Annotated in this window: 14 protein-coding genes and 1 pseudogene; 14 read left to right on the top strand and 1 reads right to left on the bottom strand. The window is 39.4% G+C overall.

Annotated elements, in window-relative coordinates:
- The first annotated feature begins 203 nt into the window (after positions 1–203).
- From manA to AC5WOF_RS14525, 14 genes and pseudogenes are all read left to right on the top strand, one after another.
- Positions 204–1,166 (top strand): mannose-6-phosphate isomerase, class I, encoded by a 963-nt coding sequence (gene manA, locus AC5WOF_RS14590; protein ID WP_496050674.1) that lies wholly within the window; start codon positions 204–206, stop codon positions 1,164–1,166.
- 122 nt (positions 1,167–1,288) lie between these two features.
- On the top strand, positions 1,289–3,226 hold the full coding sequence (locus tag AC5WOF_RS14585; RefSeq protein ID WP_496050673.1) for a BglG family transcription antiterminator: 1,938 nt from the start codon (positions 1,289–1,291) through the stop codon (positions 3,224–3,226).
- Between the two features lie 4 nt (positions 3,227–3,230).
- A complete protein-coding gene (locus AC5WOF_RS14580; RefSeq protein ID WP_496050672.1) occupies positions 3,231–3,719 on the top strand; it encodes a PTS sugar transporter subunit IIA in 489 nt (162 codons plus the stop codon).
- Positions 3,712–4,026: a PTS fructose transporter subunit IIB gene (locus AC5WOF_RS14575; RefSeq protein WP_496050671.1), complete on the top strand. Its 315-nt coding sequence runs from the start codon at positions 3,712–3,714 to the stop codon at positions 4,024–4,026. Before AC5WOF_RS14580 ends, AC5WOF_RS14575 begins: the two co-directional genes overlap by 8 nt.
- 27 nt (positions 4,027–4,053) lie before the next feature.
- Positions 4,054–5,169 (top strand): PTS fructose transporter subunit IIC, encoded by a 1,116-nt coding sequence (locus tag AC5WOF_RS14570; RefSeq protein WP_496050670.1) that lies wholly within the window; start codon positions 4,054–4,056, stop codon positions 5,167–5,169.
- Positions 5,170–5,228: 59 nt separating this feature from the next.
- Positions 5,229–7,910, top strand: coding sequence for a glycoside hydrolase family 38 N-terminal domain-containing protein (locus AC5WOF_RS14565; RefSeq protein ID WP_496050669.1), 2,682 nt, complete (start codon positions 5,229–5,231; stop codon positions 7,908–7,910).
- Positions 7,907–8,914, top strand: coding sequence for an inositol 2-dehydrogenase (iolG, locus tag AC5WOF_RS14560; protein WP_496050668.1), 1,008 nt, complete (start codon positions 7,907–7,909; stop codon positions 8,912–8,914). Before AC5WOF_RS14565 ends, iolG begins: the two co-directional genes overlap by 4 nt.
- A gap of 25 nt (positions 8,915–8,939) precedes the next feature.
- Positions 8,940–10,808, top strand: a complete 1,869-nt coding sequence (gene iolD / locus AC5WOF_RS14555) for a 3D-(3,5/4)-trihydroxycyclohexane-1,2-dione acylhydrolase (decyclizing) (protein ID WP_496050742.1) — start codon at positions 8,940–8,942, stop codon at positions 10,806–10,808.
- A gap of 40 nt (positions 10,809–10,848) precedes the next feature.
- On the top strand, positions 10,849–11,673 hold the full coding sequence (iolB, locus tag AC5WOF_RS14550) for a 5-deoxy-glucuronate isomerase (RefSeq protein WP_496050667.1): 825 nt from the start codon (positions 10,849–10,851) through the stop codon (positions 11,671–11,673).
- Positions 11,670–12,677 carry a 5-dehydro-2-deoxygluconokinase gene (gene iolC, locus AC5WOF_RS14545; RefSeq protein WP_496050666.1) on the top strand — a complete coding sequence of 336 codons (1,008 nt, stop codon included), beginning with the start codon at positions 11,670–11,672 and terminating at the stop codon, positions 12,675–12,677. The genes iolB and iolC overlap by 4 nt, the downstream gene beginning before the upstream one ends.
- Positions 12,674–14,125, top strand: coding sequence for a CoA-acylating methylmalonate-semialdehyde dehydrogenase (locus tag AC5WOF_RS14540; protein ID WP_496050665.1), 1,452 nt, complete (start codon positions 12,674–12,676; stop codon positions 14,123–14,125). Before iolC ends, AC5WOF_RS14540 begins: the two co-directional genes overlap by 4 nt.
- Entirely contained in the window at positions 14,119–15,009 is an 891-nt protein-coding gene (gene fba / locus AC5WOF_RS14535) for a class II fructose-1,6-bisphosphate aldolase (RefSeq protein ID WP_496050664.1), read from the top strand. The genes AC5WOF_RS14540 and fba overlap by 7 nt, the downstream gene beginning before the upstream one ends.
- A 17-nt stretch (positions 15,010–15,026) precedes the next feature.
- Entirely contained in the window at positions 15,027–15,953 is a 927-nt protein-coding gene (iolE, locus tag AC5WOF_RS14530; RefSeq protein WP_496050663.1) for a myo-inosose-2 dehydratase, read from the top strand.
- A gap of 14 nt (positions 15,954–15,967) precedes the next feature.
- Positions 15,968–16,048 (top strand): annotated as a pseudogene (locus tag AC5WOF_RS14525) (gamma-carboxymuconolactone decarboxylase); the annotation flags it as partial.
- A 47-nt stretch (positions 16,049–16,095) separates the two neighbouring features.
- Here the strand turns inward: AC5WOF_RS14525 and AC5WOF_RS14520 are convergent.
- Positions 16,096–17,184, bottom strand: coding sequence for an AbrB family transcriptional regulator (locus AC5WOF_RS14520; protein WP_496050662.1), 1,089 nt, complete (start codon positions 17,182–17,184; stop codon positions 16,096–16,098).
- Positions 17,185–17,790: the final 606 nt, after the last annotated feature.

The raw sequence follows: 17,790 nt of genomic DNA, 5'->3' as shown, positions 1-17,790 counted from the left end.
CCAATTTCCCTTGATATACAAGGGGTTTTGGCTTTCTGTTTTTGTTTAATCCCATTTGATTATAGAACGAATATTAGGAGGGGTAAATGTAAAGAAAACAATTTGCAGTTTTTAATCCCTTTATTCTTGCTGACAATCTCCTATATCAACTCTTTTATACTTCAAAATATAGGATACTATCACACCAATAGGAAGAAGGGAGTATGTTGAGTCTACGACCAATATTTCTAGAGCCGATTTTTCAAGAGAGGATTTGGGGTGGTCATAGGTTAGCAAAACTTTTTGATTATCCCCTAAAGTCATCAAAGGTAGGAGAATGCTGGGGAATTTCAGCTCATCTGCATGGGAGTAATGTAGTGAGAAATGGGATATTTAGCGGAATAACATTACGCGAACTCTGGGATAACCATCAAGAAATATTTGGTTCACCAAAAATAAAAGATTTTCCGCTTTTAGTGAAAATATTAGATGCACATGAGGATCTTTCGATTCAAGTGCATCCTGATAATGAATATGCTCAAAAAATAGAAAATGATTTAGGAAAAACAGAGTGTTGGTATGTAATTGATTGTGAAGATGATGCTAAGTTGGTTTATGGACACCATGCGAAAACGAAGTTTGACTTATTGCAGATGATAAATAATAAAGAATGGAAAGGTTTAATTCGAGAAATTCCCATTCAACCTGGAGACTTTTTCTATGTGCCCAGTGGGACGATACATGCATTATGTGCTGGAACAATTGTATTAGAAGTACAGCAGAGTTCAGATGTGACATACCGGCTGTATGACTATGATCGTATGGATCAAAACGGTCATACTAGAGAGCTGCACCTCCAAAAAGCGCTAGATGTTATTACAGTTCCAAATCCAGATGTAAAATCATCAATTACAACAAATTTCGAATCAGGTGGACGAGTACAGACTTTGTTACAAGGTGATTTTTTTTCTGTTTATAAGTGGGGGGTACATCATTCTCTAAAACTTTCCGCACATAATCAGTATATATTAGCAAGTGTGGTGAAGGGTGAAGGGATGCTCAGACAAGGGCAAGAACGGTATCCAGTTAAAAAAGGAGATCATTTTATTCTCCCCTATGACTTTGGAGAATTCATTTTGGAAGGAAAATTAGATATTATTGCCGCAACTCCTCCAGCGTGTTACTAATCTTTTTTATATGGATAATACTTATAGAGTATGACCTTGTTTTGCAGGAATGAATCCCATACATCATGTGGTATTTCCAATGGAGAATGTTCGTTACAATATAATCAAAGATGGTGTTATACATGAACACACTTTCTGATAGAGGCAAACAAATTATTTATTGTTTGTTACAATCCAGACCCCATACTACAGTGAAAGAATTAACCAAACAGGTGAAGGTTTCTGAAAGAACCATCTCCAAAGAGTTGGACATTATTGCTGATTATATTCAAGATTATGGTCTAACTTTAAAGCGTAAGCCCAAAGTTGGCATATGGATCGAGGGAGATGATAAAGCCAAATTAAATATTCAGCGAGAGCTTCCTGTAACATGGAGTTCGATTCCAAATAGTGCACAAGAACGGCAAAATTTTATTATACTGCGACTGCTGGAAACGAACGAATACCTAACGATGAATTGGTTTGCAGATGAACTTTTTGTAAGCCGTGCAACGATTGAGAGAGACATCCCAGAAGTAGAAAAAAAACTCAAGTTATATGGGCTACAGTTAGAGAAACGGCCAAATCGTGGTTTGCATCTTTTAGGTACAGAAAAAATGCGTCGAGAATTGTTTTCTGCCCTTATAACTGGTCATGATGAAGAAGATTCATTGTTAGGGGAGAAAACGGCATATAGTCATACCAATATGAAAAATTTGTTTCAAAATATTAATTTAGATATTTTAGAGAATCGTATTCGAGAATGTGAAAATGAACTTGGCTATCGGTTTTCAGATTTTGCTTTTCATGCTCTTCTCATTCACCTTGCCATTGCAATCAGTCGTATTCGCGAAGGAAATCAAGTCGTTATTGAACAAAGCGAGTCAGCCGAGTTAAAACAAGAGCGAGAATATGAAATAGCGATTCAATTAATCAAGAAGTTGTCCAGCGATTATGCGATTCATTTTCCAGAAGCCGAAGTAGATTATGTGACCATACATTTATTAGGAGCTAAAATTCAAGCTGATGTTTTCATTAATTCATCCATTTCACCTTATCACTCGATTGTAATGGAGATGATTGAAGCTGCTTCCGAGCGGATTCAGATTAATTTTTCAGATGATCCATCTTTGTTGAATGGATTGTTAATCCACATGCGCTCTGCAATTAATCGTTTGAGGCATCAAATGCCGATTCATAATCCTTATACCAGAAAAATTTATGAGCAATATCGTATTTCCTTTGAAGCAGCCGTCGCAGCTTGTTCCATCTTAGAAAAGAAATGGAATTTAACAGTAGACCGCAATGAAATTGCTTATATCGCTATGCATTTTGGTGCTTCATTAGAGCGTTTAAAAGAGAAGGACCCCGTTTTACAAGTAATTGTAGTCTGTAGTTCTGGTGTGGGGAGTTCGCAATTTTTAGCAGCAAAATTACGGAGGCATTTCCAACCCGCTCTAAAAATTATTGCCATTGTATCTATGTCAGATTTGCCAAAAGCTTTACAAGAACATCATCAAGTAGATCTTGTCATTTCAACTATTCCAATTGAATTAGATTCTATTCCAATCGTGCAGATTTCACCTTTACTTACGGAAGATGAGTTTCAACAGATTGAGAAAACGGCTAAAAGTATTCAAGTAAATTCAGAGAGAAAACAAGCGATGCAAAAGTTTCTTGCCTTGATAGATCCTAAGGCCATTTGGGAGGAATTAGATGCCTCAACGAAAGAAGAAGTGATTCATCAAATGGGGAATTTTTTGGTTCATCAAGGATATACCACTGCTGAATATATAGAAAGCGCTTTAAAAAGAGAAGCAGTAGCTTCTACTGCAATAGGGAGTTTTGCAACACCACACGGTGATCCTCTTTATGTGAAGCGTTCTGTCATTGCAGTAGCAAAGTTAAAGAAAACAGTAGATTGGGATGGACAAGAGGTAAAGACAGTTTTTTTGTTAGCTATGGGTTCCGAAATAATGGAGCAATTACCTACCATTTTTGATGCTTTTTATGATCTCACACAAGACGAAGACAACTTAGAACAATTTCTTTCAGGTCTGACTAGATCAAATCTCAGGTGAATGGATGAGAGCAGCTATGAATATAGAACGGTTATTTAAAAAAAACCTCATAAAAATGCATTTGAGAGCACAAACAAAACAAGAAGCTATAAGTCAACTGGTTGATTTGCTAGACAAAAATGGAAAATTATTAAACAAGCAAGCTTATCAATCAGCTGTGTTAGAGCGTGAAACAGATGGAACAACGGGAGTGGGAAACGGTGTAGCTATTCCACATGGAAAATCCGCTGCTGTAAAGGAAACATGTCTGGTTGTTGGAAAATGTGAGACATCTGTCGAATGGGAATCGCTGGATGAGAGACCGGTTGATTTGATTTTCTTGTTAGCAGTAAAAGAAGAAGATCAAAACGATGTGCACTTGCGAATGTTAGCACAACTAGCAGAGCTACTAATGGAAGAACGTTTTGTGAAAGAATTAATTCGTTCTGAATCAATGGAAGAATTAATCTCATTATTGACCAAACAACAAAAGGTGGAGAGTTCAGATGCGTAAAAAAATTGTTGCAGTGACTGCTTGTGCTACTGGAGTTGCTCATACATTTATGGCTGCAACCGCATTGAAAAAGGGTGCTAAAGCATTAGGGCATCTGATAAAAGTGGAAACACAAGGCGCACTTGGGATTGAGAATAAGATTACTTCCAAAGATTTAGAAATTGCAGATGTGGTCATCATGGCAGTGGATACAAAAGTAAGAGAAGATCAACGTTTTGAAGGGAAAACAGTACATCACGTTGCTGTTAGTGCTCCAATTAAAGATGCAAAAAAAGTAATTGAAGATGCTTTGAATCTAATATCATAATCACCTAGATAAATGGGAGGGTTTACCATGTCTATCAAAACACTAGGTTCTGAATTGAAGCGTCATTTACTAACAGGTGTATCTTATATGATTCCACTTGTAATCGCCGGAGCAGTGATCATGGCTTTTGCTCGTGTAGGTGCTAGTTTTTACGGAATAAAAGATATATGGGATGCTTCATATGCACAAAATGCAAACGGTTTCATCAAACTTCTCCACAGTTTGGATGGTTTTGGTGGATCAGCACTCAGTATGATGCTTCCGACAATTGCAGCGTTCATCGCGTTTTCAATTTCGGACAAGCTTGGTATTGCTCCAGGTTTAGTTGCAGGACTGCTTGCTAGAGATCTAGGATCAGGATTTCTAGGAGCACTAGTCGCAGGTTTAATTGCTGGTTATGCCTGTCTCCTGATCAAAAAATATGTAAAATTACCAGCTGTTGCTTCATCGATTGTTCCGGTTTTTCTTATCCCCGTCTTTGGGACTTTGATTTCGGTATTATTGATTAATTATGTTGTAGGTATCCCGCTTGCTGATCTAAATCACTGGCTAGAAGCTTGGCTCAAAGGGATGTCTGGAGGAAATAAAATCTTAATGGCATTGGTTGTTGGAGCTATGGTTGGGTTTGACTTAGGTGGACCAGTAAACAAAGCTGCTGTTACCACTGCAATGGCATTACTGACATCTGGAGTATTTGAACCAAACACAGCAGCTCAAGTAGCGATTATCGTTCCTCCGCTTGGAATGGGAATTGCCACCCTTATTGCAAAACGAAAGTACAATCGAGAGTTACGAGAAGCAGGTCGTTCTTCGCTCATTATGGGTCTTGTCGGTATCAGTGAAGGAGCAATCCCTTTTGCAGTAGAATCACCTGGGAAGGTCATACCAATCAACGTGATCGGTTCTGCATTAGCTGCTGCACTTGCAGTAGGAATTGGTACGGTAAACGAAGCACCTATTAGTGGATTTTATGGATGGCTTACAGTACATCACTGGCCATTATATGTTCTCTCCATTGCGGTAGGAGCCTTCTTTATTGGTGTAACAACTGCCTTGCTGCGAAAAGAACAAGTACAGTCAGATGAAAATTTTGATGATGATCTAGATGCTGCATGGGATGAAGAAGTTAATGCAAAAGCTTAAAAATATAAACGGTGCATGGGATTCTATGCACTGTTCTCTTTTGAAGTGAGGCGATCAGCTTGAAACGGTTACACTTGATTAATCATACCCATTGGGATCGGGAATGGCACAAAACCTTTGAAGAATTTCGTGTACGTCTTGTATATGTGATGGATCAATTACTGGATCTCTTGGAAACAAACGAAGACTTTTTATTTTTTACTTTTGATGGACAAACGGTCATTTTAGAAGATTATTTGCAAGTTCGTCCAGAAAACGAAGCTAGATTGAAAAAATTAATTGCAGATAAAAGAATCTTTGTTGGTCCTTGGTATACACAACCAGATGAATTTTTAGTCAGTGGCGAATCCATTATCCGTAACTTGCAGATTGGAACAGAAATGGCTGAACGATTTGGGTATTCGATGAAATTAGGCTATTTGCCAGATTCCTTTGGACAAGCTGCTCAGATCCCACAAATCTTGACGCAAATGGGATTAGAGAAAGTGATTATTTGGCGTGGGGTTTCATGGGAGGATACACCAGATACGATATTTATGTGGGAATCACCAAATGGCACAAAAATATTGACTCTGCATCTACCACTGGGATATGGCTATAATCGATATCTTCCCTTCGATATGGATCAAGCGGAAACACATCTGTTAGAAACGACAGAAAAAATAGCAGAACGTTTCCCAGGTGAGCATATTATGCTGATGAGTGGTTCGGATCATGCAGCCCCTCATCCAATGATGACAGAGCTGATAAAAGAGTTAAATGCGAAATGGGAAAGAGAAAAGAAAGAGTTTCGAGTAGAGTTTAGTCATCCTGAAAAAGCGTTTGAGGAAATTGAACAAGAACCAAAAAAATATGATTTGCTCAAGGGTGAATTACGAAATCCCAAAGATATGAGAATCCATGCAGGTATTACTTCATCACGTATGGATATTAAATCCAAAAATAAACAGACAGAAGTAAAACTAGAGAAAGTAGTAGAGCCAATTAAAACATTTGAATACTTATTGGCAAATCAATATCCAAATCAATACTTGTTCGGTGGACGGGATGCGAATGGACAAATTCAGCAGGCTTGGAAATATCTATTACAAAATCATTCGCACGATAGTATCTGTTCTTGTTGTATAGATGGTGTTCATCAGGATATCCTATCTCGTTTTGACAAGATCGATCAAATTAGCAAAGCGTTATTACGGACGACAACAAAATTCATGGAAGCCAATTTGGATGCTTCCCACTTAAAAGGAAAACCGATTCTCGTATACAACACACTTCCTGCAAAGAGAACGGATACGGTTGAGCTGCGTGTTTACACCGAAAAGGGAGAGTTTCAGTTATACGATCCATCGGGTAATGAGATACCGTTCGAAGTAGTGAGCGTACGGGACTTTGATTTGGCCTCTTTAAGTATCAATATGGCGATGAAAGGCTCGCGTATTTGGGTGAAAGAGAGTGTTATTCTAATTTCAGCTAAGATCCTACCAGCTGGTGGATATGTAGTTTTGCAAGCAGTCGAAGGTCAGGCATCTCATTTATCCATAAACAGTCATTTAAAACGTTTAGAAAAGGGAATGGAAAATGAATTTCTTGCTGTTTCGATTGCAGATAATGGCACTCTTGTCATTATAGATAAGCAAACAGAAAAAACCGTCTCTGGCCTATTGTTGTTTGAAGATCATGGGGATGCTGGGGATGAATATAATTTTTCTCCACTTGATCAAGACCAAGTAATCACAACAGCAAATAATCAAGCATCTATCCAATTAATTCGCGAAGGTAAATTAGAGATTGTATATCAAATTGATCATCAACTGGATTTGCCCGCACATCTTACGAATAGGAATACTCGAAGTGAAGAAAAACTTCCCTTTACGATTCGTTCCTTTGTTTCCCTGAAAGAGGGGATGAAACAAGTAGACGTTAAGACTACGATTCTAAATCAGTCTGAAAACCACCGACTGCGAGTTCATTTTCCAACGGGAGTGGTAGCATCCCAATCGCATGCGGAAGATCATTTTGGCGTTCTCTCCCGTTCCAACCAATTAGACTTTCCAAATACATGGAAAGAAGAAGGCTATAATGAAAAACCACTTCCCATTTACCCGCAACAATCATTTGTGGATCTAAATGATGGACAAACGGGATTAGCTATTTTTAATAATGGTTTACCAGAATACGAAATTATCAATGATTCTACCATCGCCCTCACCTTGCTGCGCTCTGTGGGACATGTGGGAAAACCAGATTTAGCAATCCGTCCCGGCAGGGTAAGTGGAATTGAATTGTCAGCACCTGCCGCGCAAATGAAAGGGAGTTTTACTTGTTCCTATGCCATTTATCCTCATCAAGGAAACTATGATGAGGGGCATGTTGTTGCACAAGCGCATCAATTTATTAATCCAGCTATTTCCGAGCAAATGATGGAACCAACCGAAGGTGGAAAACTACCATTCACGCAGTCTTTTATAAAAGTAGATGGAGATAATCTCGTGTTGAGTGCTTTAAAGAAGGCAGACAAAGATGAGGATATCATTATTCGAATATACAACAGCGGACGACAACCCAGCCAACCTGGCCGTTTGACGGTTGATGCAACTAAGGTAACGGTCGTCAATCTTCGCGAAGAAGAGACAGGCCAAGTATTAGAAAAACAAGAGGATCAATTTTTGCTACCTCGTTTACATGCTTCGGAGTTTCTTACACTTAAAGTTCATGTGGAAAGAAAGGGGTCATCCAAGTGAAAAAAGTGACGATTGGAGTGATAGGTGCAGGTCGTATCGGCCGTTTGCATGCTGAGAATCTCAAGACTTTTTCGGATGTAGAAGTGAAGAGTGTATCGGACTTATTTGCTACAAGTGTGCAGGAATGGGCAGATGGAGTAGGGATTTCTATGGTTACTGACGACTATCATCAAATACTAGCAGACCCACATATTGATGCTGTGCTGATTTGCTCTCCGACGAATACCCATCCACAAATATTGATGGAAGCAGCGGAAGCTGGCAAACATATCTTTTGTGAAAAACCAGTGAGCTTTTCCTTGATTGAATCAGAAAGAGCGCTGCAAAGAGCTTCTGAGTTAGGAATTAAATTACAAGTTGGATTTAATCGACGCTTTGATCACAATTTTCAGCGTGCTCGTGCCATGGTAGAGGCAAATGAAATTGGAGCACCTCATCTCATCAAAATTACATCTCGTGATCCTGAGCCGCCTTCCAGTGATTATATCGCACATTCTGGCGGGATGTTTATGGATATGTCGATCCATGACTTTGATATGGCTCGCTTTCTTGCTGGAAGTGAAGTAGTAGAAGTCTATGTCCAAGGAGCAACGCTGATAGATTCTGTTTTTGCTAAGTATGATGACGTAGATACTGCTATCATTTCACTCAAATTTGCCAATGGTGCGCTTGGAGTGATCGATAATAGTCGCAAAGCAGTATACGGATATGATCAACGAGTAGAAATTTTTGGTTCAGACGGATGTATTCGGATTGAAAATGATTATTCCAATACCGCTCAGCTTTTCACAACAGCAGGTGTTTATCAAGATAAACCAAAATTTTTCTTTTTAGAACGCTATCGTGAAGCTTACATCGAAGAATTACGCCAATTTATTAAAGCTATCCAAGAAAATCGATCCGTATTAGTTGATGGCTCTGATGCATGGCATGCAGAGGTAATCGCTCATGCTGCGAAACAATCGTTACGAGAAGGAAAACCTGTATCCATCGGTAGTAAATAAGGCTTTTTGGATCGGAGAGGAAGATATGCAAGAGACAATACGCTTAACAATGGCACAAGCACTGCTTCGTTTTTTAGATCAGCAATATGTTTCATTAGACGGTGTGGAGTATAAATTTGTACACGGTGTAATGGGGATTTTTGGGCATGGAAATGTGACAGGGATCGGCGAGGCATTGGAGAATGACTCCCATAACTTGCCTTTTATCCAAGGGAAAAATGAACAAGGAATGGTTCATGCTGCAACTGCATTTGCGAAACAATTGAATCGCTTAGGGATTTATGCTTGTACATCTTCGATTGGACCAGGTGCCTTAAACATGGTAACAGGAGCAGCAACTGCAACAGTGAATCGGATACCTGTATTGTTGCTGCCAGGTGATCACTTTGCTTCACGGCAACCAGATCCTGTGCTACAGCAAGTAGAAGATCCTACGAATTATACGATAGCAGCAACGGATGCGTTTCGTCCTGTTAGCCGATATTGGGATCGCATCGAACGACCGGAGCAATTAATTCGTGCAGCTCAGCAAGCGATAAGGGTTCTTACAGATATGGAAAATACAGGGGCAGTGACCTTGGCTTTGCCACAAGATGTCCAAGGTGAAGCATATGACTACCCATTATCTTTTTTTCAAAAACAAGTTCATGTGATGGAACGAAGATCGATGACACCTACTGCAACGGAAAATGCATTGGATTTATTTCGCCACAAAAAACGCCCGCTGATTATTGCAGGTGGCGGCGTTCACTATTCGCTGGCAACTAGTGAATTAAGCCAGTTTGCAGCACATTTTGGCATACCGGTAGCAGAGACACAGGCAGGGAAAAGTGCATTAGCCGCTGATCATCCTTTTTATGTGGGTGCAATGGGGGTAACTGGTTCTTCAGCAGCTAATCAACTTGCTAAAAAAGCAGATCTCATTATCGGAATCGGAACACGTTATTCCGACTTTACTACTGCCTCCAAAACTGCATTTGCTAACCCAGATGTGGAGTTTCTCAACATAAATATCAACCGAGCAGATGCTTTGAAATTAAATGGGAAACCAATTGTGGCAGATATAAAAGAATCATTGATTTATTTGCATCAAAAACTAGATGAATTAGGCTATCGAACTGCCTATGAGGATCAAGAAATCCAAGAGTTACAACGACAATGGAATCAGGAAGTAGATCGATTGTATTCCATGGAGGTACCTGAGGGATTATCTCAGACACGTGTCTTAGGTGAATTAAATCGCTCATTATCCCCTAAGGATGTAGTTGTTTGTGCAGCAGGGAGTCTCCCTGGCGATTTTCATCGTCTCTGGAGGAGCTATGAACCAAAATCATATCATTTGGAATATGGTTTTTCTTGCATGGGTTATGAGGTCAGCGGTGCTTTTGGTGTGAAATTAGCAGAACCTTCACGAGAAGTATTTGCTGTAGTAGGGGATGGCAGTTTTTTGATGCTCCATTCCGAACTTTTGACAAGTATCCAAGAAAATAAAAAGATAAATATCATCCTTTTGGATAACCATGGCTTTCAATGTATTCATAATTTACAAAGGGAACACGGAAGTGCAGGATTCGGCAACGAGTTTCGAAAACGATCAACAGTGACAAAACAACTGACCGGAGAAATATTGGATGTGAATTTTGCTCAATATGCAGCAGCACTAGGAGCTCGAACATTTCGGGTTCAAAGTCTGGAGGAATTACATCAAGCAATGCAGGAAGCACGAAAAGAAGAGCGTTCTACACTGATAGAAGTAAAGGTTTTACCTGGAACAAATTCAGATGGGTATGATGCTTGGTGGCAAGTAGGGGTAGCGGAAGTATCAAATAATGTTAAAGTGCAGCAATCATATGTAGAAACAGAAGCGGCAATTCAACAAGCGAGAAAGCTGTAAGATAAAAACAGAGACAGTTAGGAAAAAGTGAGGGAGAAACATGTCGAATTTGATTATTCCTAGTACGTCTCCTGATGGGAGTGGGAAAACCGTAGCCGTTTCCCCAGCTTTAGCAAATTGGAAATATATAGGTTTTGAAGTGTATACGCTGCAACCTGGTGAAAAAGTACAACAGACATCAGGAAATCAAGAGTTTTGCTTTGTTCTTCTCAGTGGTCAAGCCAATGTGTCAACTCGTACATTTCATTGGAAGAATCTAGGGAAGAGGGCTACTCCTTTTGAAAGAATACCTCCTTTTTCTATTTATTTAACTACCAATGATCAAATTGAAATAGAGGCGATTACTCCGCTTGAAGTTGCGGTTTGTTATGCGCCAGGAAAAGGAACCTATGCTACTCGATTAATTCTTCCAGAGGAAGTTGGCATAGAAGTGCGGGGATCTGGGAATACAGAGCGATTGATTCATAATATTTTACCTGAAGGTGAAAAAGCAGATTCTTTATTAGTAGTTGAGGTATTTACACCAGAAGGGAACTGGTCAAGCTATCCGCCTCATAAACATGATGAGGATAATTTACCAGAAGAGTCTTATTTGGAAGAAACCTATTATCATCGCATCTCATCCAAAAATGGGTTTGCTATCCAACGCGTATATTCGGATGATCGATCACTTAATGAGACATTAACTGTTTCTGATCGAGATGTTGTACTTGTTCCAAGAGGCTATCATCCTGTGTCTGCTCCTCCAGGATATGATCTTTATTATTTGAATGTAATGGCAGGGCCTGTTCGAACATGGAAGTTTAAAAATGATCTCGATCATCAGTGGTTGTTAGAGCGAGGGAAAGAGGTGGATCACTCGTGAACTATTTGACATTTAAAGAAGATACAGCTTTAGATTTTATTGGATTAGGTAGATTGGCAATTGATTTAAATGCAAATGAAATCAATCGCCCAATGGAAAAAACAATCACGTTTACCAAATATGTTGGTGGCTCCCCTGCAAATATTACGATCGGTTTGTCTCGCTTGGGAGTGAAAACAGGTTTTATTGGAAAAATCGCTGATGATCAAATGGGAAGTTTCATTCATGAGTATTTAAACCATAATCACATTGATCACTCTAGAGTGGTGACGGATCATACTGGTGCTGTTACAGGACTTGCTTTTACCGAGATCAAAAGCCCAGAAGATTGTAGCATTTTGATGTATCGAGATAACGTGGCAGATTTGCAATTAACACCGTCTGAAGTAGATGAGAACTATATCAAACAAGCGAAAATCTTGCTTATTTCGGGAACAGCACTCGCTGCAAGTCCTTCTCGAGAAGCAGTGTTTCTGGCATTAGAGTATGCTAAAAAACATCATACAGTGGTCGTTTTTGATCTGGATTATCGTCCATATACATGGAAATCAACGATCGAAACAGGAATTTATTATCGTTTGGTTGCGGAAAAAAGCGATTTGATTTTGGGAACACGAGAAGAGTTTGATCAGATGGAGGCACATGTGAATCAAACGTTACCAACAGATGAACAGACAGCATCTCATTGGTTTGAACATCAGGCAAAAATAGTGATCATCAAACATGGAAAATCAGGATCTATAGCTTATACATCTGATGGTGTCAAACATCAAGGGAGATCCTTTCCTGCTAAGGTGATCAAAACCTTTGGTGCTGGTGATTCATATGCAGCTGGACTTCTATTTGGACTCCTTTCCGGCTGGGAGTTGACTGCTAGTATGAATTTTGGGAGTGCCGCAGCAGCGATCGTCGTTTCGAGTCATAGTTCTTCCGATGCAATGCCAACCGAGAAACAAGTAGAAAATTATATCCAAAAGTATGCAGCAGAGGAGATGAGCAAATGACTACGGTGGAAAAATTAAAAAATTGGATTGACGGAAAATGGCAAGCATCTACCTCCGATCAATCGGAAGTAGTTTCCAATCCAGCTACGGGAGAGACAATCGCCTATGTTCCTTTGTCAAATCGCCAAGACTTAGATGTTGCTGTAGCTGCTGCCAAACAGGCTTTTGTGAGTTGGAGCCAGGTACCAGTTCCAAGACGAGCTCGGATTTTATTTCGCTATCAACAGTTGTTGATTGATCATTGGGATGAATTAGCACGATTGATTACTCAAGAAAATGGAAAAAGTTACAAAGAAGCTTATGGAGAAGTACAACGTGGTATGGAGTGTGTCGAGTTTGCAGCAGGTGCTCCTTCGTTGATGATGGGGAAACAATTGCCCGATATTGCAACAGGTATAGAGTCGGGGATGTATCGATATCCCGTTGGAGTAGTTGGTGGAATCACTCCGTTTAACTTTCCAATGATGGTCCCTTGTTGGATGTTTCCTTTGGCGATTGCTTGTGGGAACACATTTGTACTCAAACCATCCGAGAGAACTCCATTGCTGGCAAATCGCTTAGCTGAATTGTTTCACGAAGCAGGGCTGCCAGCAGGGGTCTTGAATGTGGTGCATGGTGCCCATGATGTCGTAAATGGGCTGCTCGAGCATCCACATATAACGGCGATTTCCTTTGTTGGTTCGCAACCGGTTGCCAAATATGTTTACCAAACAGGTACCATGCATGGAAAACGAGTGCAAGCACTCGCAGGGGCAAAAAATCATACAATCGTAATGCCAGATGCTGATTTGGAGCGAGCTGTTTCACAGATTATAGGTGCTGCATTTGGTTCTGCTGGAGAGCGTTGTATGGCATGTGCTGTTGTCGTTACAGTTGGCGGGATTGGTTCTGCTTTCAAAGAAAAACTAGTAGAAGCAACAGGGAAAATAGAGATTGGAAATGGTTTAGATGAACATGTTTTCTTAGGTCCTGTAATTCGTGATGCACACAAAGAAAGAACCATTTCTTATATCGAATCAGGAGAAAAAGAAGGTGCTTTTCTATTACGCGATGGCAGAAAAGATGCTGCATCGGATTTAGACGGTTATTTTGTAGGTCCAACGATTTTTACCGATGTGACGCCAGAGATGACAATCTGGAAAGAGGAAATCTTTGCGCCTGTTCTTTCTGTAATAGAAGTAGATACATTGGAGGAAGCGATTTCCTTAGCAAATAAGTCGCCATTCGCAAATGGTGCTTGTATTTTCACTGATAGCGGACAAGCAGTTCGCCAATTTCGAGACACCATCGATGCTGGAATGCTTGGAGTAAACTTAGGTGTCCCTGCACCAATGGCATTCTTCCCGTTCTCAGGTTGGAAAGATTCGTTTTATGGAGATCTCCATGCAAATGGAACCGATGGTGTAGAGTTTTATACAAGGAAAAAGATGGTGACAGCCAGATGGTAATTCATATATCACAACATAATGGATTACTAACTTCGATGAAAGAAATGCTGGAAGATGCAAAAAGCCATCAGTATGCAGTTGGTCATTTTAATTTGACTAATTTGGAATTTACACAGGCTATTCTTCGAGCTGCTGAGGAAGAACGAGCTCCTGTTATTCTAGGGGTAAGTGAGCCTTATATTCCTTATTTCGGCGGTTATCGAGTAATTTCATCCCTTATTTCTACATTGGTTACGGAGCTGAAAATAACCGTCCCAGTAGCTTTACACTTGGATCATGGGACATCATATGATGCGTGTATACAAGCGATTCAAGCTGGTTTTACTTCTGTCATGATTGATGCTTCCTCGCATTCACTAGAAGAAAATATAACGATTACGTCTCAAGTAGTGAAAGCTGCTCATGCAGTAGGAGTGACAGTAGAGGCAGAACTTGGAAGAATCGGTGGTCAAGAAGATGATACCGTCCTTTCAGAAGCAGAGGCATCCTATGCAATTCCCACTCATTGTGAACAATTGGTACAGGCAACGAACATCGATTGCCTTGCCCCTGCATTAGGTTCGGTTCATGGTCCTTACAAAGGGGCGCCAAAACTAGGATTTACTCAGATGCAGAAAATCCAGCAATTAACAGGAATCCCATTGGTTTTGCATGGAGGTACGGGGATACCAGATTCAGATATACAAAGAGCCATTTCCTATGGAACCGCAAAAATAAATGTAAATGCTGATAATCAAATTGCGTGGACAAACTCCATTCGAAAAACGTTACAAAATAATACAGAAGTTTATGACCCAAGAAAATATCTCATTCCAGCTCGTGAAGCAATCCAGCATAATGTGATGCAGAAAATGCGTCAATTTGGGTGTGCAGATAGAGTCTAACAACTGAAGGTGAAAACATGGGACAACAAGAATATCCTTTTCAGATTGGGATACATCCTATCAATTGGATTGGCGAGGATGTTCGTGAACATGGAGATCATTATCTCTATGAACAAGTACTAGATGAGATGAACGCTTTGGGCTTAAAAGGCACGGAAATGAGTCGCAAATTTCCAGTAGATCCGCTTTTACTCCGTAAAGAATTGCAGAAGCGTAATATACAATTGGTCAGTCAATGGAAATCAGTATGGTTCTCCAATCCTGATCCAGAAGTTCGTAAACAAGAGCTCCAAGCTTATCGGGAACATGCTCAGTTTCTGCAACAAATGGGAAGCAAAGTGATCAGTACAGCAGAAATAGGCGGATCTCTTCATTGGGACCCAACTCGCAGTAAACAAGAGAAGGAAGTAGAAACTCTTACAGAAGAAAAATGGGAAGCACTGGCAACAGGATTAAATCAAGCTGGAGAGATTGCACGAGAATTTGGATTACAGTTAGCTTATCATCATCATGGTGGTACTGTCATAGAGAAGGAAGCAGAAGTAGATCAGTTAATGGAGCTGACCGATCCAGAGCTTGTTACGCTTCTCTTTGATACCGGACATGCTATTTACGGTGGAATAGATCCGATGGGTTTATATCAAAAATACCATGATAGGATCACTTATATTCATTTGAAAGATATCCGTCATGAATTATGGTTGCAATCCCAACAAGATGAAGCTGATTTCCTTACAAGTATTCGTCGTGGAGTGTTCACGGTACCAGGAACAGGAGCATTTGATTTTGAACCACTGATGCGACAATTGATCGCAGATAAGTATTCAGGTTGGTTGATGATTGAAGGAGAACAGGATCCACTTGTTTATCCACCTGTTAAATATGCACAACAGTCGTTAGCATACTTGGAAAATCTGTTTTCGAGATGTTTGAACGAAGTTTAATATCTATCAGTCTGTCGACAAAAGATAGTTGGTTTGTACATTTAGCCATTACAACAGTAGAAACAGATTGGTTAGAACCTGTCGATGATGAATGATATAAAAATTATAAAACGAACGCATCGAGTCAATGGCTTCGATGCGTTCATCCTTTCATATATGTCTTGACTAATATTTTAAATACTAGTGGTAAGAGCAAGAGAGAAATAATAAGACGCATAAGTTGAACAGCAACTACAAATGCAACATTAGCATTTACTGCTAGAGATGTAGTAGCCATTTCAGCAACACCTCCTGGTGCAAAAGCTAGAAGAGTAGTAGTAAATGGTATTCCAGTGAGATTAGACAGAATAATGGAACAAAAACACATGATACAAACAAAGCAAAAAGATAAAATGGTTCCTATCATTGCCGGTTTTCGAACTCCATGGAACATATTTTTTCTTATTTTTGATCCTATACTGATTCCAATTAAAACTTGGGCAAGAATAGGAAACCATAAAGGAAACCAGATATGTACATGAAAATGAATAAGTGAACTCAAGGAAACTATTATTGCGACAATTAACATGCTTCCAAACAGCCACGGTGCAGGAAAACGAAGGTATTTTCCTAATTTCCCTCCAAACCAAGCACATCCAAATAGAAATATGCTGAAAGATAGTGATAGATAGGACAAAGTGCTTGTTTCAGGATGAGAAATGATGGATTTGGCTGGATGGACAAAATGCAGTACAACAGGGATAACAACAATGACACATAGCATACGCATAAGTTGGATGATACTTACAATCATGATGTTAGCACCAGCTTCATCTGCTATCGACGACATTGCAGTTGTACCTCCTGGAGTTGTTGCAAACAAACTAGTTATTAAATTAACGTTACTGTATCGTTTTAAAACCCAACCAGATAACAAAGCTAGAAAAATAGAGAAAAGAAACATGGGGGCAATAACATAGGAATTATCTTCAATTGTATCTAATATAGCAAAAGTAACTTGCTGTCCCAATTGCACACCTAATAAAAATTGTCCCATTTTTCGAAAATCTGGAGACATCGTTTTTTTATTTTCAATATCAGACCATTTTGGATTCCATAAAGATAATGCCATGGTACAAGAAAAAGCCCCAATAAGCCAACCAATGGATAGCCCGCTACATGATCCTAGATACCCTCCGATTAACCCCGATAAGAGCAAAAGTATAGAAGATTTACGAAAGAGCATGATCATAATTTCTATCCCTTCTTTGAGTGAAAATGAAAATAGTAAAGAAAAACCTTTTATTTATCAGCATCTCCATATAAGCAGATAACTATTTAGAAACTCATCTATACTCCTATGGCTAAAGACGCTGTTAAAAAACCATTTATAGCACTAATCTGCTAGATGAGCGATATGCTAGAATAAGAAGAACCACAATATATAGATAAGGACCAAAAGAAGTTAAACTTTCAAAAAAATGATCCTACCAAAAATATTGTCCTGTAAAATGATTGATCTACTGAAAAAGTTGATAATCTAATTAAAATCTTCCTTCTTGCTGTTTTAAAGTTTCGTTCATGTGTTACATATAAGAAGGACTAACGGCATGTGAAAAAGTTCATTTTCATTGATTAATATTTTTTGTCTTTTGATCATCCGTGATAGGATGAGAACAATCTGTCATTATCGAATAGGGATTCCACCAACATTTTGTAAAATCGCGTGGTAACAAAGATGAAAGGCGATGGTATATACAAAAAAAGAGTCGGAGAATTCCAGCCCTTTTTCGCGAGAAGAATATTTTTGTATACCATTCGAAATCCAGAGAAAGCGGAAGAATTAGTCCAAAGAGGT

It is taken from the genome of Shimazuella sp. NTD250, assembly GCF_059510375.1.
This window is presented reverse-complemented; position numbering and strand designations above follow the sequence as displayed.